Annotated in this window: 19 protein-coding genes; all 19 read right to left on the reverse strand. The window is 40.8% G+C overall.

All coding sequences use genetic code 11. The features are described from left to right. Positions 1 to 38 precede the first annotated feature (38 nt). Positions 39 to 689, reverse strand: coding sequence for a beta-phosphoglucomutase (gene pgmB, locus AC0YN7_RS16620; protein ID WP_475811135.1), 651 nt, complete (start codon positions 687 to 689; stop codon positions 39 to 41). Further along, the gene (locus AC0YN7_RS16625) at positions 683 to 2,338 is read right to left on the reverse strand and encodes a glycoside hydrolase family 3 protein (RefSeq protein ID WP_475811136.1); all 1,656 of its coding nucleotides are present in this window, start codon (positions 2,336 to 2,338) and stop codon (positions 683 to 685) included. Before AC0YN7_RS16625 ends, pgmB begins: the two co-directional genes overlap by 7 nt. A gap of 4 nt (positions 2,339 to 2,342) precedes the next feature. Beyond that, positions 2,343 to 3,704 carry an MFS transporter gene (locus AC0YN7_RS16630; RefSeq protein ID WP_475811137.1) on the reverse strand — a complete coding sequence of 454 codons (1,362 nt, stop codon included), beginning with the start codon at positions 3,702 to 3,704 and terminating at the stop codon, positions 2,343 to 2,345. 233 nt (positions 3,705 to 3,937) lie between these two features. Then, positions 3,938 to 6,427 (reverse strand): GH39 family glycosyl hydrolase, encoded by a 2,490-nt coding sequence (locus tag AC0YN7_RS16635; RefSeq protein WP_475811138.1) that lies wholly within the window; start codon positions 6,425 to 6,427, stop codon positions 3,938 to 3,940. A gap of 271 nt (positions 6,428 to 6,698) precedes the next feature. Continuing rightward, the gene (tatA, locus tag AC0YN7_RS16640; protein ID WP_475811139.1) at positions 6,699 to 6,902 is read right to left on the reverse strand and encodes a twin-arginine translocase TatA/TatE family subunit; all 204 of its coding nucleotides are present in this window, start codon (positions 6,900 to 6,902) and stop codon (positions 6,699 to 6,701) included. Positions 6,903 to 6,905: 3 nt separating this feature from the next. After that, the gene (locus AC0YN7_RS16645) at positions 6,906 to 7,727 is read right to left on the reverse strand and encodes a Cof-type HAD-IIB family hydrolase (protein ID WP_475811140.1); all 822 of its coding nucleotides are present in this window, start codon (positions 7,725 to 7,727) and stop codon (positions 6,906 to 6,908) included. Then, entirely contained in the window at positions 7,727 to 8,536 is an 810-nt protein-coding gene (locus AC0YN7_RS16650) for a sugar phosphate isomerase/epimerase family protein (protein WP_475811141.1), read from the reverse strand. Before AC0YN7_RS16650 ends, AC0YN7_RS16645 begins: the two co-directional genes overlap by 1 nt. A gap of 41 nt (positions 8,537 to 8,577) precedes the next feature. Next, complete coding sequence (locus AC0YN7_RS16655) at positions 8,578 to 10,422, reverse strand: glycosyl hydrolase family 28-related protein (RefSeq protein ID WP_475811142.1); 1,845 nt, start codon at positions 10,420 to 10,422, stop codon at positions 8,578 to 8,580. 130 nt (positions 10,423 to 10,552) lie between these two features. After that, on the reverse strand, positions 10,553 to 11,101 hold the full coding sequence (locus AC0YN7_RS16660) for a glycerol-3-phosphate responsive antiterminator (protein WP_475811143.1): 549 nt from the start codon (positions 11,099 to 11,101) through the stop codon (positions 10,553 to 10,555). Positions 11,102 to 11,157: 56 nt separating this feature from the next. Next, positions 11,158 to 12,039, reverse strand: a complete 882-nt coding sequence (locus AC0YN7_RS16665; RefSeq protein ID WP_475811144.1) for a carbohydrate ABC transporter permease — start codon at positions 12,037 to 12,039, stop codon at positions 11,158 to 11,160. Next, a complete protein-coding gene (locus AC0YN7_RS16670) occupies positions 12,029 to 12,880 on the reverse strand; it encodes a carbohydrate ABC transporter permease (protein ID WP_475811215.1) in 852 nt (283 codons plus the stop codon). Before AC0YN7_RS16670 ends, AC0YN7_RS16665 begins: the two co-directional genes overlap by 11 nt. A gap of 81 nt (positions 12,881 to 12,961) precedes the next feature. Beyond that, entirely contained in the window at positions 12,962 to 14,305 is a 1,344-nt protein-coding gene (locus tag AC0YN7_RS16675; protein WP_475811145.1) for an ABC transporter substrate-binding protein, read from the reverse strand. A 564-nt stretch (positions 14,306 to 14,869) separates the two neighbouring features. Continuing rightward, a complete protein-coding gene (locus tag AC0YN7_RS16680) occupies positions 14,870 to 18,766 on the reverse strand; it encodes an S-layer homology domain-containing protein (protein ID WP_475811146.1) in 3,897 nt (1,298 codons plus the stop codon). A gap of 433 nt (positions 18,767 to 19,199) precedes the next feature. After that, positions 19,200 to 19,847: a 2OG-Fe(II) oxygenase gene (locus AC0YN7_RS16685; protein WP_475811147.1), complete on the reverse strand. Its 648-nt coding sequence runs from the start codon at positions 19,845 to 19,847 to the stop codon at positions 19,200 to 19,202. Between the two features lie 267 nt (positions 19,848 to 20,114). After that, positions 20,115 to 21,248 (reverse strand): efflux RND transporter periplasmic adaptor subunit, encoded by a 1,134-nt coding sequence (locus AC0YN7_RS16690; protein ID WP_475811148.1) that lies wholly within the window; start codon positions 21,246 to 21,248, stop codon positions 20,115 to 20,117. 8 nt (positions 21,249 to 21,256) lie between these two features. After that, positions 21,257 to 22,090, reverse strand: a complete 834-nt coding sequence (locus AC0YN7_RS16695) for a carbohydrate ABC transporter permease (RefSeq protein ID WP_475811216.1) — start codon at positions 22,088 to 22,090, stop codon at positions 21,257 to 21,259. A gap of 55 nt (positions 22,091 to 22,145) precedes the next feature. After that, positions 22,146 to 23,000, reverse strand: a complete 855-nt coding sequence (locus AC0YN7_RS16700) for a carbohydrate ABC transporter permease (RefSeq protein WP_475811149.1) — start codon at positions 22,998 to 23,000, stop codon at positions 22,146 to 22,148. A gap of 115 nt (positions 23,001 to 23,115) precedes the next feature. Then, positions 23,116 to 24,525, reverse strand: a complete 1,410-nt coding sequence (locus tag AC0YN7_RS16705) for an ABC transporter substrate-binding protein (RefSeq protein WP_475811150.1) — start codon at positions 24,523 to 24,525, stop codon at positions 23,116 to 23,118. Between the two features lie 32 nt (positions 24,526 to 24,557). After that, on the reverse strand, positions 24,558 to 25,280 hold the full coding sequence (locus AC0YN7_RS16710) for an N-acetylmuramoyl-L-alanine amidase family protein (RefSeq protein WP_475811151.1): 723 nt from the start codon (positions 25,278 to 25,280) through the stop codon (positions 24,558 to 24,560). Between the last annotated feature and the right edge of the window lie 48 nt (positions 25,281 to 25,328).

Here is a 25,328-nt window from a genome sequence, read left to right on the forward strand (position 1 = left end):
GATTCCCACAAAAAAGGAATCATCTACTTCTAGCCAATCTATACCAAGTCTTCTAGTTGTAATTCCAATAAGCTTGTTACCACATAATCCGCATGCGATAGAATGTTCGAATCTCCAACCCCGATGGAATACATGCCGGCACGATTGATAGCCTCAATACCCGCTTCTGCATCCTCTACACCCACACAAGATTTAGGTGAGATATGAAGCAGCTTAGCGGCGGTCAAAAATATTTCCGGGTCTGGCTTGCCTTTCGCAAGGCTGGCTGGATCAACAATAACATCAAAATAATTTCGAATCCCCAATTTATCCAATATAAAAGGCGCATTATGGCTGGCAGAAGCCAAGCCTATTTTTAGCCCGATCAGTCTGATCTCTTGCAAAAGGGATATAACGCCCGGCAGAATATCTTGATGGGAAATCGAAGCAATCCGTTCCAAATAGAAGCTGTTCTTTCTCTCCGCCAGCCCTATTTTCTCTTCCATGGAATACAGGTGCTCCCTGTTCCCCATCTCCAATATCTTTTCCAACGCTTCCATTCTGGATATTCCTTTTAAGCTTTCATTACATTCGCGCGTAACCGCAATGCTAAGCTCTTCGCCCAAGCTCTTCCACGCCAAATAATGATATTCAGCAGTATCCGTAATAACGCCATCCAAATCAAATATAATGCCTTTTGTTTTTAACATCTGGTGTCAAACCTCCCGCAGAATGCATCAACAGGACTGATACCTTTAAACTCGCTTTCTCCCACCAGCTTCTTTACAACCCATTCTATGTTTTTGTCTACATTACTATAGGCATTAATATAGGTGGGGATTCTGGGGGCATCATACAAATGATACGGATTGCCAAAAGAAATCATGACAACGGGAATTTCCTTTATAAACCAAGGCATAAATTGACCCGCCGGCATCCCCCATTCAATCCGATTAGACGTTTGATTACTTTTCACCCGATAATCAATCGAATAAATGACCATATCATATTTGGCTTTCAAATCCGCTGCTTTGCCAATAAGAAGATCAATATCTATTTTAGTGTTATCCAATAAAGTGACATGGAACCCTTTTGCTTCCAACTCCTTGGCCAAAACCGTTTTGCTGTGCTCTTCATTTCCGAGTGGAATTAATAAAATTTTACGATAGCTTTCTGGACGGATAGGCAAGAGGTTATCGTTATTTTTGACTAACGTAATCGATTGATCAAACACTCTTTCAGCTAATGCATCGAAAGACAAGTTGTTCGTTTGCTCTTTATCCTTGACAAACATCCACTCTTTCATCCCTAATATGCGAACCAGTGCCTCATGCAATCTATCCTTTGTGATGATGCCCAGACTTACCGCTTCATAGATTGCGGCATAATCTTCCTCCAAGCTTTTTGTAAACAGCAGCATATCGCAGCCTGCATTAACAGCATTGACCATGCTTTCTTTTCTAGTGGCAAAACTATTAAAACCACACATACCAGTAGCATCGGTTATGATTAGTCCATTAAACCCCAAGTGCTCGCGCAATAAACCGTTTAATAGATTTTTGGATAAAGTCGCGGGCAAAATTTCGTTATCCTTTATATCCGGTTGAACCATTCTCTCGTAAGAGGGAAGCAAAATATGCCCCGCCATAATACAAGGAATATCATGTTCGATTAACCCCTTATACACGGCCCCGTAGCTATCATCCCATTCCGAAAACGGCAGGCTGTTAACCGAAGGGAGGACGTGATGATCCCGATCATCAACACCATCACCGGGAAAATGTTTAATAACGGGCATGACATTGGCAGCTACTAGCCCCTCACAAAAGCTTTTGGACATCTCTGTTACATGTTCCGCATCATCGCCGAACGCACGAGTGTCCGTAATCGGGTTTAAACAATGATAGTTGATATCCACAACCGGAGAAAAGGTCATGTTTACACCCAAGGAACCACTTTCAACACCTATAAAGTTAGCTGCTTCACGGACTAATTCCCGATCGTTCGCAGCGGATAATTGCATCGCGCTTCCAAAGCTTGCTCCGTCTTTCACGATTCCATTTACGCCATGTTCCAAATTTGCCGAAATGAACGGAACAGTCAAACTGGTATCTTTTATTAAATCGATAATTCCCGTCACCGTTGCTTCACTTGCAGGACGCAGCATGACTCCGCCCGGTTGTATGTGCTGAACCATGCGCAGCACATGCTCATTGCTCATTTGCTCATGATGCATTAAAAAAAACAACTGACCGATTTTCTCATTTAGAGGCATTTTTTCTATTTTATCCGCGACGTTCCTTCTTTGTTCCTCCGTTAAATAGAAGGGCTTCTCTTTTAATAAATCCGTATTGATCATTGCATCACCCACGCTCCTGATTTCTTTTCTCGATGTCTGTCACGATTTCACTGTACAGTTGCGAAGTTAAGTTATATTTCAAAAGCAATACTCCCCCTAACGCACATCCGATCACAGGTACCCACACCATGACTTGATGCAGAGCGTTTAAGGTTTCCGCACTTTGTGTCACACCCGGCATATAGCCGATACCCGATAGAACCCAACCCGCGATCGCCGCAGAAATACCTGTTGCGAGCTTTGAACTAATCGTATTCGCGGAAAAAATAATACTCTCCATTCGGACTCCCGTTTTCCAGTCTCCATACTCAACTGTCGAAGCTACCATGTTCGTAATAATCAAGGAATAGACGCCCATTGCAGCATTGGAAACTCCATCAAGAACGATATAAAATACGGAAGTCTCCGTATTCACGATATAGATCAAGGAAAGGACAGCATGTACGAGCACAATGGCCAACATCACCTTTTTATCGCTAAACTTCTTAATCAATTTGGGCGTGAATGCAATTAATATAAGAGTGACGGGTAACGAGACCATCGAAGCATACGACGATAGAATATCGTTGCCTAAATTATATTTATAAAAGTAAATGGAGATACTTCCTTTAAACGTTACCGGCACATAAATAGCCAGCTTCGCCAGAATAATAATAATTAACGGTTTATTCGCCAGGAGAGCCTTAATCATTTGCAAGCCATTCACTGGGTTGGTCTTGGCAATAGTGGAAGCTTTGCCTTCCGTCTTGTTGTTCATAAAATTTAATGATTGTGCCAGAAGAAGTCCACAGATGGTAAAAATGACGGCAAGGATCATACTTAACAAGAAAAAGCCCTCGGAATAATCATTGTTTCCCAACCATTTGACAAGAGGCATCTGAGTGATCCCGAGTCCAAATGCGGCAAACATAACGACCAATTTGCACAAGGTCAGCAGCTTTATTCGTTTGTCCTCTTCTTTCGTAATCGAAGGCACCATGGACCAGAATGAAATATCAAAAAAGGCATAGGCTGTCCAAAAAAGAATGGTGACCGCGTAGATATAGATCAAATGCATCCCATGATCAAGTGGAGGACTCCAAAATAAGGCGACAAATAATAAACTGATGATCGGAGGAATAACCGTAATATAAGGCCTGTATTTCCCCCATCTGGTGTTCGTTTTTTCGATGATGACGGCAATAATAGGGTCTACAATTAAACCATATATTCTAATGACTAGTAGAAGCGTTCCGATTGTAGCCGCGGAGAACCCGGCAGCTTCCGTGAAGTAAAAAAGAAAACCGGCCGACATCAGTGCATAAATCAAGTTTTGACCCAATCCGCCAAGCGCAAATCGTCTACTCACCTTTTTGAAGTTCATCATGTTGTAACCCCTTTCATTTTCTACTTCAATCTTATGATTTTCAGTTCGAAAGCACTAACAAGTTATGGTTCAAACCTTTCTTGTTTATTGTCTTCAATTGTTTAGAAAATCATTAAACTTACGTATTGTTGTGTATATACTTCCTTGTTTTTATACCTCTGTGGGACAAAAAAAATACGCGGGCTTTCCCTCCTGGCATCAGGAAGTTAAGCATGCGTATTTTTGAATTTGCCCTATATGACTTTATTCATTTTGATCAGTATAATTTCATGGGGCTTAAGATTAAGATCAAATGTAAATTCCCCTTGTATCCTCTCTTTATGAACACTCATTTTAGGAGTGGCTACCTGTTTCAAATAAAGGATATACCCTGGAGTTAAGATGCCTTCGCCCGAGTTCACCCAATGATCATAAGCAGAGCCGTGTGAACGATTCAATTGTTCTTTCGTAATCAAATAAGAACCATATATATTTTGTAAAACGACCTTCAAATATTTTTCCGACTCATCCGCAAAAACACCGTATCTGCTCTTCAATGAAATATGGGACGTGTTAAAGCTCTTGAATAGCTCGTCATATTCTTGATAATTGTGAATTAATATTTGATAGTTATCATCATCATCTTTTGTCACAATCATATGTTCATTTCGATATATAAGTGTGTTCCCTAATTGATTCAAAAAAGCAATGGCAAAGTAGCTTGGTTTTTTAATGCCTTCAACCGTCATTAAACCAAACCCTCCGTGGAACATCTCCGCAGGCAGAATATGCTCGTCCAGTATGTCGGATAACGTCCAAAACCCCATGATGTTAACATACTCCATCGAGTTAATTACATTTTTGACGATGAAGGAAGCCATAAAGACCGTATCATGCAACAAATCTCTGACGTCCGAAGAAGAGTTCCATTCCGTGATGACCGTTCTTCCCTGCTTCACATTAGGCGTATTGCTCATCATTTGATGTATTGTCTTTACTGTAGATACAATATAATTAGAATCCGCGTAAGAGTACAGCCCTTTTCGATCTGACGTCCACAAGTTGAAATATGTGGCCTCCAAATTCCATACGACTGGGTAGATGTGATAAGTAAAACTGTCCAAGACGATGTTGTTCTCCTCAATAAAGGTTAAAGCTTTTTTCGTCCAATCGGTATTCAGAACGGACCAGCTTGTCCCGCTAAAGCCGCTTACCTTAAAATCATTGTCTATTTTTTTGATTGCCCGATAAGTCTTCAGGAAAAACTGCATATACTGCTCTTGTGTCCCATGCCAATAAAATCCTTCCAAATCAGGTTCATTCCATATTTCGAAATCCCAGCTTTTCACCACTTGTCTTCCATATCGATTAACCAAATGGCGAATGAACCGTTCTATTAGCTCAATCCAATCTTTTATATCTTTTGCCTGCGTCGTATTGGCCTTCCATCTAAACATCGTCTCGTTCCCCGAAGCCAAGTCATTGGGCATAAAACCAAGCTCGATAAAAGGGATTATTTGCTGCTCCACAAAAAAGTCGAAGATTTTATCAATATATCTAAACTGAATGGTTTTGATTCCGTCTTCCTCATGATAAACCATTAAATCGTCGGAAAAAATGCCATGAAATCTTACCCGATTTAAACCTACTTCTTTTTTGGCCTGAATCAACTGTTCCTGTATGCTTACATCCAGTAATTCCTTTGCTCTTCCTACTCCAATCATTCGAGTTACCGCCGAATCATAGGACGAGATGCTTTTCCCTGCATCAATATATAATTCGTTATAGCTCAATGAATAAACAGAGTCTTCTCCAGGATGATCGATAATGGCCTCTGGTCTAAAAAGGTTATTCAAAGAGTCCTCTTTCATCAAATTGATATAGTTGTATAACGAATTTGTAATATCTTCTTCTTTTAGGGACTGTCCTTGTTTATTGACGCTTCGATATTGGTTGGGCGTCATGCCAAATTGCTTTTTAAACCGTTCGTTAAACGAACTCGTGGAACTAAATCCTCTTTCAAAAAGGATATCGCTAATTTTTTTATCCGTTGTAGCCAGATCGGAACAAACAAGCTGCAATCGATATTCCATGATATACGTCATAATATTTATTCCCAAACTTTTCTTGAAAAACTTCGACATATAGCTTGGACTCATCTTGAATTCGTCAGCAATGCCTTCCAATGTTAACGGCTCGGCGATGTTATTATTAATAAAGAGCAGTATACTCAATATTTTTTCTTTCGAAGAAAGCAAGCCTTCCTGTTCATCTTTGTCTATAGAAAACCGATGTTGAACCAAATTTAATATTTCTAAAACCTTTACCTTCCGAAGGATGTTTATGTTTTCCTTCTTTTTAATATCCAACAGGGCCAGTTCGGATAAATACTTTTTCAATAGAGCGATATCATTGGCCGAAGTGTAATGAAACAAGCCAAAAGTCAGCGCATCAAAATGTTCGATTTCGCTTCTTAAAAAGTCCTCGCGTATTTGAAGAGCATATATAATGTTGTTGTGGGAGCGCGACTTAATCGCGTGCCGATAACAACTGTTAACGAGAAATACATCCCCTTCAGCGAGTACGATGTCCTTTTTCTCTACTTCTAATTGGACAGAGCCTTTAATGACAAAAATAATTTCCAAAAAATCATGCCAATGATAGGGAACGATTTTCACTTCATGAATTAATATTTTATAAGGTAGCCTGTGGTTTTTAGGTATCTCAATATTTTCGTATTGCATGCTCCATTCCTCCTTGTTATCAAAGCCAGTATTCGCACGCTATCATTGTTTTAAACATGAAAAGAATGTTATCATCCATATTAGAACATGCAAAGTTGATTTTGAAGTGCTTTCGGAGAAATAAACCGGGTACCCTATTATCTTGTCGAAAGAGTTCCCTCACTAATAGGTATGAAAACGAGGCTGTTTCAAAAGTGATTCAATCACTTGAGAGACAGCCTCGTTATCGTTGATTATTCTATTCTAACGAAGTTAATGTTACTCCAAAACCTCACTCTGATTGCGCCATTTTAGTTCCATTCTTCGTGTTACTATCTGCTTCTTCCTCTTCAATCAACACCTTCGTTCCAGAACGAAACTCACTAATCGTTCTACCAAACGCTCTCCCTAGCTCTGGAAGCTTCTTTGGTCCAAATAGTAGCAATCCAACCAGTACCAGTAATAGTATACCTGTCGTACCTAAACCACCGATCATGCCTTACTCATCTCCCCTCTGCAATACAGGTTCCAGAGCAAACCGCTCTATCGCCTCCACAACTCCTTGACCATAAGCTTTTTGACAGATATAATCAGCAACTTCCTTCAATCCCTCTCGTCCATTGGCAACAGCAACCCCAACAGCCGATGCTGAATACATTGGTAAGTCATTCATTTCATTACCAATCGTCATGATGTGCTCTCGGCTAACGCCAAGCAACTCTGCTACAGTAGCAACCGCGCTTCCTTTACTGCAGGATTTATCTACAATTTCAAGATAGTTATATTCCGATTGAAAAGCTCCAAAATGATCACCTAATGTACTCTGATACTTCATCCATAGAAATAATGATCGCCCGATATCACCAATTAGAATAACCTTCTCTGCTTGCTTCTCTACCCATTCCATCCCCTCTAAGGAGATTACGGTACAAGATATCTTTTCCTTTTGCTCGTAAACTTTTGCATCAGCTGTATGTTCAAATATAAATACATTAGAATGGCAGAAGAGAAGTGTAGTCAGCCCTTGGTTATATGCCTCAATAAGCAAATTGCTAAGCTTTGCTAAAGAAAAACAATGCTGTTCCACAATATGACCATCCTTGGCAATGACCGCTCCATTACAAAGAATAACGGGAAGCTCGATATTCAGCATTTGAAGTATCGGTAAGGCTGTAATTAATGGTCTTCCTGTCGCAATTGTAAATTGACCACCTGAGGCTCGAAACCTTTCAATAGTATCGAGTACCTCCTGCTCTAGTTCATTCCTCTCAGACAACAGTGTACCATCAAGATCACTCACAATTAATTTAATACTACTCATCAAGAAATAATCCCAGCATTTAATTTATTCTTTACAAGGTTCATCGACTGCTTCAGCTGCTCAAGACTTGTTCCTGGGGCATATTCAAGAATGGGTAGACAACCGTTCACTTCACGTAGCTCTGCAAAGATAGGCTCCCAATCAATATTGCCGCTGCCAATTGGTAAATGACGATCACCATCTGCAAAATTATCGTGTAAATGAATTGAGCAAAGACGATTTTTTGTCGCTCTAATTAGCTCAGGGATATCCCAGCCATTCAGATGAGCATGACCCGTATCAATCAAATATGCTGCATTTACATCCAAATCTGCAACAAATTGTACATATTCCTTCTGTGTAAATAATGAGCTGCCATTATATCCAACATTCTCAATCGCTAATCTTATGCCAAGTGGTTCCGCTGTCTTACATAATAATGAGACAAGCTCATATGCTCGCTGCTTTGCAAGCTCCTTATCAAAGCCTGGTGAATAACAGAAACCAGGATGAATGACAACATGCTTTCCTCCAATCGCATACGCGAACTCAATGGATCTGCAATATTCCACATAGGTTGCTTCACGAATACTTTTATTCTCACTTGATAAATTCGTATCCCAAGCTGGTGGATGAACACTGAATTTCATTCCAGATTGGCGTAAATAAGGTGTATACTTAGCATAACTCTGTATCGTATCGTCCCAAGCTTTACCGTCAACTAGCAACTCTACATAGTTCACTTCAATTTCTTTAAGTGCTTCTATTTTCGTTTCGAGATTCTCGGAAAGTAATATTAAATCTGATATACAAATGGTGTCATTTGACATAAAATCAACTCCTATAGGTTATATACTAGTAAATATTTCATTTAGCCTTCTGTGTAAACTGGAGTACCGCTATCGCTTACCGTTACTCGATATCTGTTACCATTTGGACTATGCATGTAAATTCCTTCAAAATTAGTACTTCCCTCGATATTTACTCGTCCACTCTTACCCTCAAGTCTATTGTCTGCAACCTGAACATTGGTGCAGGTGCTCGTAACTTGAATACCATATTGGTTTTTATTACCGACCACTGCAGCAATAACTGCATTGCCAGCTATTCTTCCCTCACTCGCAGCACTACTCACAGCAATTCCCTGCCTTGAATTATCACTTTCTATTCCTGCTGCTTCAATCATATTGTCATTAACCTGAAAATGCTTCACTGCTCTTAAGTTGATAGCCGATCTCCCGCATTGCTTAAGAGTATTGTCTGTAATTCTAACATTTGCGGTATGACCAAAGCCGGCATACTCGGTATCAGGCTCCTCGATAAAGATTCCTTCTACCTTAATATTGGACATATGATTTCCAGATATTGTAACTCCAGTTCCATAGGCAAGATAGATTCCACGATATACATTACGGAACTGATTATTTAAGATCAGTGCGTTATTTACCCATTTCAGCATAATGCATGAGTTATTAGCAGAGATTGTATCAAAGATATTATCTGTAATACTTAAAGTCTCTACCTTAGCATACACGCTATTGCTCTTCGGCCAACCAACGCAGTAAATATTATCCCCCGTCGTTCCCTTGAACACATTACCGTGTATGATCACATTATGACTTGATTGTGGAAGCCCTGATTGCACCCCAGCGGCATCCTTGGTTGATTCTGTGTTGGCTGCAGGGTTAGATAGCATAACCCCCTTATGACAGTTAAAAAATGTATTATTCGCTACAATAAGGTCGGCAAATTTAAAGCTGCGAACCCCAGCAAAGGTCATACCATCAAAGGTGTTCCCTTCTATCACAATATTCGAATTGTATAGATTATGAACGGCATAATGATTGCCTACTCCTGCTGCCCATGGTCCTGTACCTGCTGTACCGCTCGCTCCAAAATAGCAGTTCATGATCCTTACATTACGAGAAGGCGTACCATCAAAGGATCCCATATCGTTAAAGCCTGTCTCTGTATGGTTAGCAATTTGAATAGCTTCGGCATAGTTTCTTGATTGATCGATTGTTCCATCGCGATATCCTAGAAAGCGGCAATTTTCAATCAAGATGTCCTCACAAGCATTCATATCTATGGCATGCGCAGAGACCACATCTCTTACTTCTACATCTCTAAATACAACATTACGAGCTCTTGCAAGTCCAAACCAGTTGAACATATCTGGATATTGGTTAATGTTCCCGTCCCATACGCCCCCCTCAACGATAAAATGGCCTTGTCCATCATAGCCTGTATAATTGGCATACCAGTCACCATTAATTAGGAAGGAACGATCATGACTACGTACCATTGTAGTACCTTGATCTAGCTTCAAGTGTGTTCTTGAATAGATTCGTAGTGTATCTGTAACTCGATAGGTTCCCTTTGGAATAAACACCATGGAAGCCTCACCCGTCTCTCCTGCAGCGAGTGTAAGAGCAGTTTGGATTGCATCAGTATCGTTATCAATACCATTGCCAACTGCCCCATAATCCTTCACATTATAGAAGGAGGTAGCTCTCATAGGGGGCGCAGTTGGCTTTTTTTGTTCCAACGCTTCCGCTGCTGACTCTGTTTGTTCCACCACTTCCGCTGCTGATGCTGTTGAATAAGCATTACTAATGAGAGTAGAGCCTGCTGCTATCGAAATCATCGAAGCCCCCATAACTTTAAGCATTTGTCTCCTACTCATTGTTCCTTTTTCCATTGATCCATCAGACATGATATCCCTCCTAAAAAGTATCATAGAAAAGGAGATGCTGAAAAAAGGTAGCCTAAAAAAACGTCTTGTTTTTTCAGCTAGGTTTTCTCATCATCTCCACCTGCTCTTGCCTTCTATTCAGTTGATTCCTTTACCAAAAACTTGGATTACTTAATGAAACATAATCTGCTCCATGCTCAAACGCTAATTGTATTTCTTCTCTACTGGAAATTAAGCCTCCTACGATAAGCTTCTTGTCCCATTGGGATCGAATCTCTGTAATAATTCTTGGCATAAGACCGGGCATAAGCTCAACCTCATCAGGCTTAGAACTATGGAACATTTTATGCGCCGTTTCAATTGCAGCCGTATCGATGGCAAATATTCGTTGCGTAGTCCCAATACCAGCTTGCTTAGCCGATGCTATGGCATTACTTTTCGTAGAGACAATGCCATCAATCTTAAAGGCTTTGGCTAAGTATTGAACCCCACTACTGTCCTTACTAATTCCATTTACCATTTCAATATGAACATAGAGCTTCTTATCCACTGCATGCACACGTTCAACGATATATGCTAATTGCGAAATATCTCCTGTCATTAAATTGATACGCTCCACCTTACTGTTAAGTGCTGCTTCCATCTGCTCTGGGCGTGTAACCGCAGCAATTAGAGGGTAATCAAGATGTTGTTTACTCATGCTATACTTCCTCTCATTATGGAATTTCCCAATCGTAAACTAATGATTAATCTTTCTTACGCTTTAATGCCTGTCATGGCAATTCCCTCAATAATGTGCTTTTGAGCAATCAGATAGACAATCAAAACAGGAATAACTGAAATCATCGTACCTGCCATAACAAGCGACCAGTTTGTGCTATATTGCCCTTTAAACGCATTAAGCAGTAGCGGCACAGTGAACAGTTTACGATCACTAAGATAGAGTAGCGGATAAAGAAACGCATTCCAATTGCTTAGAAAGGAGAAAATAGTTAACGCAGCTAATGCAGGTTTTACAAGCGGCATCATGATTTGAGCGTAAATTCGCGGTGGAGAGGCACCGTCTACCATAGCTGCTTCCTCCAGCTCTGCAGGAATTCCCATCATAAACTGACGCATCATAAATACTCCAAATGCCCAGAAAATGGAGTTAGGTATGATCAACGCCCAATGTGTATCGAGCCATCCTAGCTTACTAACTATGAGATAAGTCGGAATCATTGTAACCTGATGCGGCACCATCAACATCGCTAAAATGACTATAAAGATAAACTCGCGTCCTCGAAACTGGATTCTAGCAAAGGCGTAAGCTGCCAATGTACATGTCAAAAGCTGAATAACTACTATTGCAATGGTAATGTAGGTACTATTCCAATAGGCTAAGTCAAAAGGCATAGAGGTCAAGGAATCCAAATAATTTTTGAATAGCAGCTTCTCTGGTAATAGTACTGGCGGATATGCAAACATCTCTGCCATCGATTTAAATGAATTACTTAAGGTCCATATAAATGGAAAGATCATAAGCAACGCACCTATTGCCATAACAACATGCAAGAATAGAGTGGGCAAGTTTCGAATAAGCCAATGCTTTTGGCTAGGAGCAGCTGAGATATTCAGCTCATTTCGATTAAGATTCATAATGCACCCACCTTTTTGAAGCAATAAATTGAATTAGTGTAATGATTAATATAACAGCAAACAGAATCATCGCAACTGCTGAAGCTCGTCCCATATTAAATTCAACAAACGCTTGATTATAGATGAGATAAACGAGAGTATAGCTGCTCTTACCAGGACCGCCACCCGTCATAACATAGGGCTGATCGAATACCTGAATAGCATTAATAAGCGCTAAAATCGTGACAAATAGCGTCGTAGGCGATAATAGCGGTAATGTAACATGCCAAAACTGCTTAAATCCCGATGCTCCATCAATTTCGGCTGCTTCGTAGTAGCTCTTAGATATTCCCTGTAAGCCTGCTAAAAAAATGATCATATCCTTGCCCAGCGTAGCCCAAATACCGACTAATGCGATGGAGGGAATGACCCAGCGCTCATCAATTAACCAGCTTGGACCTTCAATGCCAATAGCAGATAATGCATAATTGATAATGCCAAGTTCCCCGTTCAGCATCCACACCCAAATAACACCCATCGAAATTGTGCTTGTAATAACAGGCATAAAATAGAACACTCGATAGAAGGTCTTACCCTTCATGACATTAAGGGCAAGCGCAACAAGTAAGGCTGTTGTTACACCGATCCCTACGGTTAGTAGGGCGTAATAAGCCGTGTTACGCAAGGAACCCCACAGCTCATCATCCTTAAATAGACTGTAGTAGTTGTCAAAAGCGATAAAGTTATTACGTCCAAAGCCATCAAAATCTGTGAAGCTAATATATCCAGCCCAAATTAAGGGAATGATATGAAATACAATCAATCCAATAACCTGAGGGAGTATGAATAGATAGCCCCACATTTTTCTATTACGAAAATGCAAGTGATCTCCCCCTTGTAATCAGCGAGAAAGCAGGAAGGGGACAAGCCCCTTCCCAACCATCTATTTCATCATTTCATTTACTTTTCCAGTAATAACTTCTATTGTTTCAGATACATTTTTCTTCCCTGTAAATAGCAGTTCGTATGCTGCTTTCATTTCTGCATCTAGACCAGAATAATTGTATTCGTTCATTTGCGGTCCACTCGGTGCAAATGAAATTGTACGCATATCAAGTAGATAGCTTGCATGAGCAGGCACCTTAGCTTCTTCTATTAGAGACTCTGCTCCATTTACTGAAGGCACGGCATTGCCACCTGCTAGACGAATTTTTTGACTTTCAGTAGAAACATAGTACGATAGAAATTTCATCGCTTCATTAGCATGCTTAGTTTTAGCATTAACCCCTAGAAATGCAATCGTTGTTGCAACTTCTTTAAGCTCTTCACCTGTTTTCGTAGGGAATGGAATATAGTCGAAAGTAGTAAAGTTATTTTTGATAAAGGTTGGTGTTACCCAACGTCCAATGGCATTAAATGCAAGCTGATTAGACATCATCAATGATTCAGTAGATATACCCTCAGTCAATGTACCTGTAAAGATTGCGGCTTTGTCCTTAATTAAGCTCTCAAGGAAAGTAAGTGCTTCCTGAGCTTCATTATTCGTATCCAGCACATAATCACCGTTATCATCAAACACACGACCACCGTTAGAGAAGATCCAGCTATGAACCGTTGCCCAGTATGTATCAAGTGTATAACCCTTCTTGCCTGATTCCACTACTTTCTTATTTAGCTCTTTAAACGTATCCCAGCTCCAGTTACCTTCATCGTAGTATTCCTGTGGAGACTTTAAGCCTAGCTCCTTAAAAATAGCAGTATTATAGTAAAGCACCATTGGATTAACATCCACGGCTACGCCGTAAATTTTTTCATTAACCTTAGCACCACCCCAGAAGCCTTCTGGAAATTCTGTTTCCTTTACATAGCTTTCTGTACTAGCTAAATAAGCTGACAAGTCCATTAGAGAATTACTATCTCGCATTTTAGCCAACGTCTCAGGTTTTATATAGAACACATCAGCTGCATTATTACCTGCTAGCTCAGTCAGCATTTTTTGGTTATACTCTGCACGAGGGAAAGACTTTAGCTCAACATTGATACTTGGATTTAAACTTTCAAATGAGTCAATCGCCTTTTGATAGATCGCCAACTCCTCATCACTACCAAATGCCGCAAACGTTAAAGCAACTTCTTCATCTGGCTTTACTGTTTCCTTAGCATCCTGCTTAGCATTACCACTAGCAGCGCTGTCTGTTGTGTTGTTGTTTGCTGATCCGCACCCTGACATAATTAGCATAATTGTAATGAGTAAAAATAATCCTTTACTGAAACTTTTTTTCAACATAATTCTACCTCCAAGTTTTTTCTAAGATGATAAAAGGAGACGACAAAAAGCCTAAATTCACAGCCCAAATTAGAATATCTATCCTATTGACTGCGAATTTAGGGTTTTCTCATCATCTCCACCCAAGCTTCACTTGTCCGAACCTTATTCATCTGAAATTAGTATATAACTATATAACCCAACTATCAATGAATTGTTAGTGTGATGATGTTAAAGATTTGTAAAACAAGGGATTATTCATGATGATATACATACTTTCACAACTATACTTGAAGATGACTTTGTACACCCTTCGTCTGTAGAATGAAGGCGAGATAATCCGTCAATCCTATAAAAATCACAGTTATCACTGCATCTCTGGGACTGAACAATATTTATAGAGCAAAATACAGAAAACCCCGACCTCTCCCGGTCGGGGTTTTCATGGTGGAGGCGAACCGTGGCTGTGCAAAACCACAATTCTCTGTAGTGTGTTGATGAGATTATTTGGTGAGGCCTATGATTTACGAGGGGGCTGCCTACAATCTGATTTCGGGAGCACCCTCGTTTTATAATACCTATTTATTAAATGAATTCCGCTTTTTGAAGAAATCGCTGAATGATTGCTGCGGTTTCTGCTCTCGTAATATTTTGCAGAGGACGTAGTTCGCCTTTGTAACCGCCGATAACGCCGATTTCAATGGTTAACGCTGCAGCTTGACAAGCCCAAGAGGCCAATTGTTCGCTATCTGCGAAATTGTTGATTAGTTCTTGCTGCTTCGTATCGTCTATCTCCTTATTCAGCTCCACAAGCTTCATTGCCCTAGATAGAATAACCATCGCTTCCTGTCTAGTAATCTTCTCATTAGGTTTGAAGGAACCATCGCTATATCCATCGACCAGCCCATAAGAATATCCGATCTGAGCTGCTTGATGATACCATGCTTTCTCCTCTATATCCTTGAAATGAAACGTCTTGTTAGCTGAGCTTAAGCCTAATGCTCTGATAATAATAGCCATAAACTCTGCGCGCGTAATTTCGCTATCCGGTAAAAACAACTGCTCGTCTGCTCCATTAATGATGAGTCTTGATGCTAAGTCATTGATACTTTCTTGAGCCCAATGTTTGGATACATCATTAAAGGTCTTTTTATTAAAAATAAGTCCATAAATGCTATTGGTCATACTATTAAGGATAGCGTAATCTTGCCCTCCTTCATGTACTACCTTCGTCGGGATATGAATAATCGTACCATCTGACATAAGCTTTACTCCCGTCGTAATACGTTTAGGATCTATCCCTGCGGGTATTACAAAGCGCCTTTCTACAAAACTATCGAATTGATTTAATTCTATTTCCTTGTTCCCATGCAGCCCTTTTATAGAAAAGCTTACCGGCGGGACGACAAGTGAAATCTGTCCATCAGCCGAATTCTCAAATGCCGAAATAGTAAGATTAATCATTTCTACCTTGATCTTCATATCCTTCAAAGGGATATCGGCTCCTAATTGATTACGCCATTGATTAACACTAACTTGAACTAAAGGAAGAGTATATACAGCGTTTTCTGTATACACTTGAATGATTGCATTGCTGTTCTCTAAGCTTTGCAGGAGTGCAGCGTCCATCTCCCAATTGACGGTATCGGAATTGTTACGAACCGTAATGGTAATAACCGGTTTGTTACCCGATTCATTCAGCATCCCTTTAAGTTGAGCTTCTTCCAAGAAAACCGTTGTTACCTTTTTTCCTTCTACCATTCTAATATCAACTTTAGCTGCATTCTCTGACTTATTCCCCATACTAATGACAACATCAGGACTAGAAGTGCTTCCCGTACTTCCAGAAGCGTCGCCACTAGAACCAGAGCTTTCTTGGTAGGTAATTGAAGCCATGTTTGCCGCACTATCATTACCCGCAGCATCTCGGAATTGGACGTAAAGATTCTTTAATCCCAAGCCACCCGTAAAACTCCAATTTTTCGTAGACAATACGTTATCCCAATTCAACCACGTTAGATTATCTTCGGAAAAACGCATTTCTGTAACGCCGCTACCTGCGCCATCTGAAGAAGTCAACGTTAATGTCACTAACTTGTCGCTTGTCGTGGTTGCACCACTGTTTATGACGATTGTTCCTGTAGGAATCGTCTGATCTAGTTTAATAACGTCATTGATTATTCCACTCACATTGCCAACCTTGTCTTTAAATTGTACATATACCGTTTTCTCGCCATCACCCGTTACAAGGCTCCAGTCCTTTGTTAACGCTGATGGCTCCCAGCTTTCCCAGTCACTTCCGTTGCTAGAAAAGCGCATCTCCACTATACCGCTGCCATTATTTCCGTCGTTGCTAGTCAGAGTGAGTGTAGTGTCCGTCACATTCGTCCATTCTGCACCCGCTTGAATGTTTACCGTACCCGTTGGCGCGGTTGCATCGATTTGGAATTGAATGGTTGTTGCATTGCCTGCAGTATCCGTTACAACAAGCGTATACGCACCATCCTGATCAATCTCTGTACCGTTTAAATAAGCAGTTCCATTCAACTTCGCTGTTCCTTCGTTGAAACCGGGGGTTATCGACTTATAAACCCCGCCCTCGCTTACTCCTGTAATTGTAGGTGCTACTGTGTCGATCGTGAAGCTAACGGTCGTCACATTGCCTGCTGCATCCGTTACAACCAGCGTGTACACACCATCCTGATCAATCTCTGTACCTTTAGCAAAAGCAGCACCATTCAATGTCGCTGTTCCTTCGTTAAAACTGACGGTCACAGGCTTTTTATAACTCCCGCCGTTCGTTACTCCTGTTACTGTAGGTGCTGTCTTGTCGATCGTAAAATTTACTGCCGTTACATTGCCTGCTGCATCCGTTACGACTATTGTATACACACCATCCAGTGCAACCTGCATACCACTGGTAAAAGCTCTCCCGTTCAATGTCGCCGTTCCTTCGTTAAAGGCGACGGTTACGTTCGCTTTGTATAACCCACCGTTGGTTACTCCTGTAACAGTAGGCGCCGTCGTGTCAATTTTAAAGCTTACCGTAGCACTATTGCCTGCCGGATCTGTTACGATCAACGTATACGTACCATCCTGCGCGATCTCTGTACCACTGATGTAGGGATTGCCGTTAAGCATCCCGCTACCCTCGTTAAATGTCGGGCTCACCTTGCTGTTATATTCTTTTCCGTTCTCTACATTGGAAATAGTAGGAGCTATCGTATCTACTGTGATCGTACTGCTAATGGTGCTGTTACTCGTATTACCAACTTTATCTTTATATTGCACATATACGGTTTTAGTTCCCTCACCCGCCGGGAGGACCCAAGACTTCCCGTTCAAGTCAGCGATGATGAACCAACTAGTCTGCCAACTGCCGCTAATATTAGAGAGACGCGCCTGCTCAACTCCTGAGCCGCTTCCATCTATATAGGTCCCTTTCAATGTCACTGTATTATTTCTAGCCCATGTGGCACCATCATTTATGATCAGTGTACCTATTGGCGCTGTCTGATCTAATAAAATGGACTGAGAGGAATTGGCTGAAACCCCATTATTGGAATCCCTCAACTGCATATAGATGGTCTTCGATCCATCTCCTCCAGTTAGACTGAATGTTGCGGTAGTGCTAAAAGGCAGCCAAGATGCCGCCGATAAATTAGTAGCGCTATTCGCAAATCTCATATGGGTAACGCTATCACCTGCATCAGGATCTGATCCTGTTATGGACAGATTAACCGTACTGGTGTTTGCCGCTGCTCCTTCCATTATCGTAAAGGAACCCGTAGGAGGATTATTTACAGGTCCAGTCTCATATGTAACGATCAGCTTCGGACGAAATGCGGCATTCGCATTTTCCAGAGAATAAATGAGAAACCTGCCGCTATCCGCATCAGCTTCATTTCCATTGAGTATAAAGGTTATTATGCGATCAGAAGCACCCGTAAAGGTATCGACAGCACTCTTAACGTTGAGTGTAATCGGTTGATTCTCAAGATAAGTGCCCATCGGCACTTCCGCAGTGCTCTTCGCAGTGAATTTATCTGCATAAGGGCTATTCGTATCTACAGAGGGAAAAGTACCACCGAAATTATGGTCTAAATCATTCACAGCAGAGCCCCTTGCCTCCATATACAATGTATGCCCCGGGTTTCTTATGACAGTAGCAACCGTCAAGACCAGCTCTGCTGACACAATAGTCTCCTCTGGCACCCCTAGATTGAAGGTTACGCCCGTTCTGTTCCGAACATTGACGAAGCCGTCATTATTGCTCATGCCGACATAAAGCAAACCATCATCGACATTATCATAAATACCGCTATAATCCTGATGACCTCTTAGATCCATCGTATCGGCAGTGGCTGTATAGGACTTTGTAACTGTGCCCCCTGCCGCTCCAGCTCTTGGTACCAACCCGGGTGTGATTATCGTAAATACAATAACAATAGTCATTAATAGAATTAGAATTCTTTCTTTCATTATTTCTCCCCATTTCACTAAAAACATCAATATACTATTTTTTACAGCATATACTTCCAATATCGGCAAGTCATTTCATACTAAATATCAATATGGGATATTATTACCTTCACACTTAGTGATGAACTTAACTTAAAACTATCTGTCCGTCTACACATATACTTGAAAAGTGTATACGTACTAGCCTTGGAAGAATACGAGTTGGTAAACAGTAAACCCACTACCTCCATCTTTGTATGTAATCAATCTATTATATAATTGCATCATTTTAGAGAATAGTTACTGCTGTCATCAATATTGTCATATGACAAATTTATATATATTTAGCCAATTGGCATGTATCATAGATTTTAAAATTCCAAAGAACGAAAACCCCCGACCTTTTGCGGTCGGGGGTTACATGTTGGAGACAAGTCAATACATAATCATACATCTAGGAGGAGCGAAGGGCTTGTCTTCTCATCCACATCGTTGCAACCCACTTTTCCCCTTTGATCACAGGTGTACCTGCATGCAAGGTGAAGTCGTTTAATTCATGACTATTATAAAAATATTCAAAGTAGACCGCCATGCCCTTGTTAGGAATAACAGAAATATTAAGCATGGGGAACGCCGTCTCTCCGCCTTCCTCCACGTCATTCAAATACATTACGAGTGTACTAATTCGATTGTTGGCACTTGCTCGGCTACTTTCTGCGAAGAAATCATAATGAGGTTGATACTCTTGGCCAGGGGTATACAACAGAACCTGCAAGCCATCGCCATGCTCGATAGGAATATTCATAATTTGAGAGAATCGCTTCTCGATTCTTGTAATCGTCTCATTCTGCTCACAGAACACCCCGCTGCTTGTTCTAATTTGATTGACTGCATGATCTCCGCCTATTTTTGAACGTTGCAATTGTTCCCTAGAATGGTTAATTAGCTCATCGCATTCCTCATTACTAAGCACATTCCCTAATACGACAACCAGAGGTACCTCATACTTGGCAAGAATTCGAATCTCTCGATCATCTGTCTTGATCGTATTTCCAGCATGATCAAATATCGTCCGTTCTTTCTCTGTCGTATTCCTTATCATCCTTACACAGCCCCTATTTTAAGACATCCACCATTCAACATACCATAAAATGGAATATAATGCTCTGTTAATTTCAGAAGAATCAAAATAATCAAAATTCCTGGTATTGGTGGAGGCGATGGGAGGATCTATATTTCGATTTTGACAAATCGCTTGAGTTCTCCGTAAAAAGAATCATACTAGGACTTGATCCAAACCCTTCTCTCCCAACCCCCCTGTTTAATCCCGACTCTTCTTGCATTCAATACCAAGTTGTCTACCTGGTCATCAAAAATGTATTCGTACCTTGCTTCCATCCTGCAATGGTTGGCTGCTCTCGATAATGATCTTATCCGATTCAAAGAGCTGATCCGTTACAGCTGATTGATGATCATTGGAGTCAATTACAGAAATAAATACTTTACGGGCATAAAAAGTATTGCCTAGTGGACCTTGCTTCTCTTCCACTCTATAAATATATGATCCGCTGCCGTCTTCATGAATCGCTTTATTAGGCAGCAGCATCTTTTTCTCGGCCACCTTGTTTGTCAAATCAATGACCACGTTGTCACCACTACTCACCTCAGCATCATTGACTGTAACTAGAAGACGTTTCATCGAAACGCTAGAGGCAGCCGCTTCCTCACCCCTTGCATCACTATTGTCCATTTCTACAATGACACCCTCAACTTGTTTACCCGCGACACTCGGTACAGACACGTTTAGCCCCTCTCCAGCCCTAAGATTAGCGGTCACTTTAGCAGGTGCTGTGAATTCAAATTCCAGCCCCTTGCTGCCGTTTGCAAGCATCACATCAATCCCGCCGCTTGCTATGCTTAGACCCTCCACCGCATTTACTTTTGTCACAACTCCGTTGAACGGAGCAATCAATTTGTGATTGTTAGCCAGATCATCCTGCAACCGTTCGATGTTCCTCTTCATCATATTCATATCGATCTCACCTTTTTGTAAATCTCGCTTGGCGCTTCGACTATTATTTTCATCCCCGTTTTTTATCGCCTCAATAAAAAGGTCCTGTAACTCTTCCATTTCCAGCTTCAGCTTCTGCAGACCCGCTTGCTCTTCCTCTATTTGTTGTTCAGCAGACTTACTATCATAGACGATTAAAGTATCTCCTTTCTTCACGAGGTCACCCTCCTTGACTGCCACCTTCGTTACTTTCCATCCCATAGGGTTCGTCAAAGGAAGCTCTTCTCTATATTTCAGTACACCATTGCCTTGGTACTTATGGACCAACTCTCCCTTACGTGATTCTACTATTGCTACTGTTGGTAATGTTAGAGACAGCAGCGTGTTGCTAAATAGCGTAAACAGCAGCAGCAGTCCCATAAAACATCCAAACAGAATAACAAGCATTCTTTTACCGTTCCTCTTTCTTTCTTCGTTTTGCAACAATTCCATCTCCTTTCCTACCCTTTAATACCTGATAACTGTATACCTTCAACAAAATAAGATTCTGCATACAAATACAACAGCACCATCGGGGCCATATACAAGACAGATGCAGCAAATGCAACACCCCGAGCTCCTTCGTTAATTCGAGACAAATAGAGTGATAACGGCTGCTTGAAAGTATCCTGCAAAAAAATGAGCGGTTGCTCAACCATATTCCAATTGTCAACAAACAACAAAACAACTAGTGCAGCTATACCCGGCCCAATCAGTGGAACGATAATGCTATAAAAAATACGGAAATGACCAGCACCATCAATCTTAGCCGCCTCGATATACGAAGTAGGAATATGAAGCATAAATTGTCGTAACATAAATACCCCAAATGCACTGAATATCCCCGGCAAAATAAGTGCAGAGGATGTATTCATGAGCCCGAGTTTCTCTACAATGATATAATTAGGAACTAAGGTGACTTGAAATGGCATTAACATCGTCATTAAATAAACGAGAAACAAACCTTCTCTTCCCTTGAACCGAAGTTTGGCAAAGGCGTATGCGGCAAGGGAGGCGACCAACACTTGCCCGGCGATAATTGGTACAACTATAAATATCGAGTTCCAATACATATGAAGAAACACAGGTGTTTGAATCAACACCTCTGAATATTGCTTAAATGACAGCCAATCGGGAATAAGCTTTAGATTAATAAAACCATCGGGCTCCCCTGCTTCAACATCTACCATCTCACCAATCAACTGGTAGTTATATGCTATCTCACCTTCTGACATGAAAGAGTTTGAGACCGTAAATAGAATAGGAAATAACATCAGCAGGGCTATTATCCCCATCAGAACAGTTAATGAAATTTTTCCGACTATCCTCAATTTGCACACCCCCTAGAAGCTAATCAATAAATTGCCGGAAACGGCGCTCGATATATAACATGGCAGACACGAGCAAGAGAATGCCTGCGACCATTAATGTTGCAGCAGCTGTAAGCTTTTGTATATCGAGTGATATGAACATATTGTTCATATAATGTTGGAGCATATAGATGCGGTCATGCGGATAATCACCTGCAATTAGGTACGTTTCCCGAAATACTTTAAAGGAATTAAGAATCGACATGAGAGTAACAAAAAACATCGTTGGCGTTAAATAGACCAGCGTAATATGAAGCAGTTTGTGAAACCTCCCAGCACCTTCAATATCTGCGGTTTCATAATAATCCCTCGGAATACTTTGCAGTCCGGCCAGAAATAAAATGATGTTGTAGCCAATGTTTTTCCACATATAAACAAATACAAGCACACCCATTGACCAATCTGATTTCATCCAGTCTATCCGATCAATCGACATGTCCTGCAACCACTTATTTAACGTTCCATTCCAGTCGAATAAAATTTGCCAGATCATAACGATAGATGCGATGGGCACAACTAGCGGCATAACAAATGCGGTCTGCAATCCTTTTCGCATAAAAATCTTTTGATTCAAAATAAGAGCAAACAACAAGGACAACGCAATAATGAGCGGTACGCTTACACCAGTAAACAACAGCGTATTGTTTATTGCTTTTCGGAATGAGCTACTCTCCATTAATTCCTTATAATTATCTATACCAACAAAAGACCCATCCACAACGTTGTCTTGCAAGGAATAATAGAATCCCATCCCAAAAGGTATGACATAAAATAGTGAAAAACCAACCAAGCTTGGAGCCAAGAAAAGAAAAGCAATAGCACTATCTCTTCTCATTAGCTTTACTCCCTTCCTCCATATGCGAGCAGCCACTTTCGTCCACCCACCTTTCCGTTTTCTAGTAAAAAAACAAACCTTGAACTCCCGTTCAAGGTTTATTACAAACCATTTCTTATTCATTCAAATAAAGGGATATTCTATTTTGCATAAGTTTCGCTATCGCTTCTGCAGATTTCTGTCCGCTAAAATAAGCTTTGGACTCTTGGGCGATTATCTCTTGCACCTGGTCACGATTAAACGCAACAGGATACTTTGCTTGTTCTAAAAATATATCCAGACCTTCGATATCCTGTGCTGTTATCGTAAAGACCATACCGCCTAGATTTCCATCCGGATGATCCTCAACTTTTCCCACCTTCAGCAGTTGCGCCACTTGCTGTTTATATACCTCTTTATTTAAAGGAAATCCAGTGCTCTTTGCTGATCCCTGCATCTCCTCGGACAACATGAATTTAACAAAATCCCAAGCTTCTTCTTTCACTGAAGACTTTTCGTTAATCCCCATCGTTTTATAGCCTCTGAAGTATCCGCCCGCTCCTTGCCCTTCGGCCTTTGGACTCGAATATAACTTTGATTTGAATTCATAGCTTTCGTATCCTTTTGAAAGGTTCTCACTTAGCTTTAAAGCAAGTAAATAATCCGAAGGTGAATTAATTTGCTCTTCCCTGAAGATTGAGCGCACGTTCTCACTGGTAGCGATCCCCTTATCGTACAAGCCCTTCACTTGCTTCAGTAATTGGATAAAAGAATCCGAATCAAACTTCGCTTTTCCATTAGGCTCATCCACAAATTGAATGTACTGATCCATTACGATTTCATTCAATAACTCTTCTGGATAAGCAGCTAACGAATACGTATAGTTTGGGTCGCCATAAGCCTTGAGACCTTCTGCGGCTTCAAAAAATTGATTCCAGCTCCAATTGTGATCCTCAAAAGCCACTCCGCTTTTTTCGATGACTGTTTCATTTCCAATAAAACCATACATAAAGAAGTTTAAAGGTAAACCGTACAAACTGCCGTTCACTTTCGAGCCGTCCAACACGTTAGTAAAATAGTGATCCCTTTTAAATGTAGGATCGTTATCCATCATTTTGCCCATGTCTGCCAACAAGTTTTTGTTCACATATTTCCCTATTGGCAATACGTCCATTTGGATCAAATCTGGCCCATTCCCAGATAACATTGCTGTATTCGTTTTCTTAATAAACTCCTCCTGTTTCGCTTCCCCTGTTGCATCATCAGAGTCTATGTAAGTGTACTCAATCGTAATATTTGGATGTTTAGCTTCATATTTCTTTTTGGCTTGCTCAAAAAACTCATCTTGAAAAAAAGTTGAAAACACGATTGTTTTGGGCGAATTATCATCTTTTTTTGCTGGTGTTTTTTCCCCTGCCGTTGATGTTGGACTAACTCCACCATCTGTTGATTTATTTGTCTCTCCATTACTACCAGAATTGCTGCAAGCAGTAATAGAAAACAGCAATATAAGTATCATCATCATAAAAAATGTTTTTTTCATCATTATCGTTCCCTTCTTTATTAACGTTGCTTAACTTATTTTTTTATAAAATAAGACTGGATTCCATCTACAATCGCCCGTGCTGTCTTATTCTGATGTTCGTCGCTCAGCATGTCCGATTCGTTGCTGTCGTTTGTAAGGTAGCCTATCTCCAGCAAAATCGCTGGACAACTGGCATCCATTATTACTTTCCACTCACCTTTTCTGACACCACGATCTTTGAACCCAGTGGCTTCCACCAAACGTTCATGTATCACATCAGCAAATGCAAAGCTTTCATCCGCATAATAATAGGTTTCCGTTCCAGACACGCCTGCATCACTGTACGTGTTCCCATGGATGGAGAGAAAGGCGTCGATCCCAAGTTCATTTGCCATGTTGGCACGATCAACTAGACTCACTGAAGAGTTTTCTGTACGTGTCATATGCACCTCGAACCTATCATCCTGCTGAAGCAACTCAGATACCTTTTTTGATAACGACAACGTATAATCTTGTTCCCAATTGCCGCTGGCTCCTTCTGCACCTGGATCATGACCACCATGTCCTGCATCAATTACAATCTTGAAACGTTCCTCCTCAGCTTGTGATGAATTTTTATCAGTGCGAGGTACAAGTGTTGAAGGTGATTGCTGATTCGCCTCACTGAAAGATTCTGTGAGACCCAAGTACGTCCAAATAACGCCCGTTAGAACAATAAAACTTATCAAAAATAACAGATAGCTGCGATTCACTCGCATTTTGCTTACCCTCTTCATTCATGTTGTCTCCTTGCCAATGGTCATTTTGTAACGTAATCCCTGCTG

The organism is Paenibacillus sp. J31R122, assembly GCF_056269185.1.

Excerpts from the sequence above, each read along its gene's own strand:
- AC0YN7_RS16690 (WP_475811148.1), bottom strand. The coding sequence starts at position 21,248 with ATGGAATTGTTGCAAAACGAAGAAAGAAAGAGGAACGGTAAAAGAATG.
- AC0YN7_RS16700 (WP_475811149.1), bottom strand. The coding sequence starts at position 23,000 with ATGAGAAGAGATAGTGCTATTGCTTTTCTTTTCTTGGCTCCAAGCTTG.
- AC0YN7_RS16695 (WP_475811216.1), bottom strand. The coding sequence starts at position 22,090 with ATGGGGATAATAGCCCTGCTGATGTTATTTCCTATTCTATTTACGGTC.
- AC0YN7_RS16660 (WP_475811143.1), bottom strand. The coding sequence starts at position 11,101 with ATGAGTAAACAACATCTTGATTACCCTCTAATTGCTGCGGTTACACGC.
- AC0YN7_RS16625 (WP_475811136.1), bottom strand. The coding sequence starts at position 2,338 with ATGATCAATACGGATTTATTAAAAGAGAAGCCCTTCTATTTAACGGAG.
- AC0YN7_RS16680 (WP_475811146.1), bottom strand. The coding sequence starts at position 18,766 with ATGAAAGAAAGAATTCTAATTCTATTAATGACTATTGTTATTGTATTT.
- AC0YN7_RS16645 (WP_475811140.1), bottom strand. The coding sequence starts at position 7,727 with ATGAGTAGTATTAAATTAATTGTGAGTGATCTTGATGGTACACTGTTG.
- AC0YN7_RS16685 (WP_475811147.1), bottom strand. The coding sequence starts at position 19,847 with ATGATAAGGAATACGACAGAGAAAGAACGGACGATATTTGATCATGCT.
- AC0YN7_RS16675 (WP_475811145.1), bottom strand. The coding sequence starts at position 14,305 with ATGTTGAAAAAAAGTTTCAGTAAAGGATTATTTTTACTCATTACAATT.
- tatA (WP_475811139.1), bottom strand. The coding sequence starts at position 6,902 with ATGATCGGTGGTTTAGGTACGACAGGTATACTATTACTGGTACTGGTT.
- AC0YN7_RS16670 (WP_475811215.1), bottom strand. The coding sequence starts at position 12,880 with ATGTGGGGCTATCTATTCATACTCCCTCAGGTTATTGGATTGATTGTA.
- AC0YN7_RS16665 (WP_475811144.1), bottom strand. The coding sequence starts at position 12,039 with ATGAATCTTAATCGAAATGAGCTGAATATCTCAGCTGCTCCTAGCCAA.
- AC0YN7_RS16635 (WP_475811138.1), bottom strand. The coding sequence starts at position 6,427 with ATGCAATACGAAAATATTGAGATACCTAAAAACCACAGGCTACCTTAT.
- AC0YN7_RS16655 (WP_475811142.1), bottom strand. The coding sequence starts at position 10,422 with ATGTCTGATGGATCAATGGAAAAAGGAACAATGAGTAGGAGACAAATG.
- AC0YN7_RS16650 (WP_475811141.1), bottom strand. The coding sequence starts at position 8,536 with ATGTCAAATGACACCATTTGTATATCAGATTTAATATTACTTTCCGAG.
- AC0YN7_RS16705 (WP_475811150.1), bottom strand. The coding sequence starts at position 24,525 with ATGATGAAAAAAACATTTTTTATGATGATGATACTTATATTGCTGTTT.
- pgmB (WP_475811135.1), bottom strand. The coding sequence starts at position 689 with ATGTTAAAAACAAAAGGCATTATATTTGATTTGGATGGCGTTATTACG.
- AC0YN7_RS16630 (WP_475811137.1), bottom strand. The coding sequence starts at position 3,704 with ATGATGAACTTCAAAAAGGTGAGTAGACGATTTGCGCTTGGCGGATTG.
- AC0YN7_RS16710 (WP_475811151.1), bottom strand. The coding sequence starts at position 25,280 with ATGAAGAGGGTAAGCAAAATGCGAGTGAATCGCAGCTATCTGTTATTT.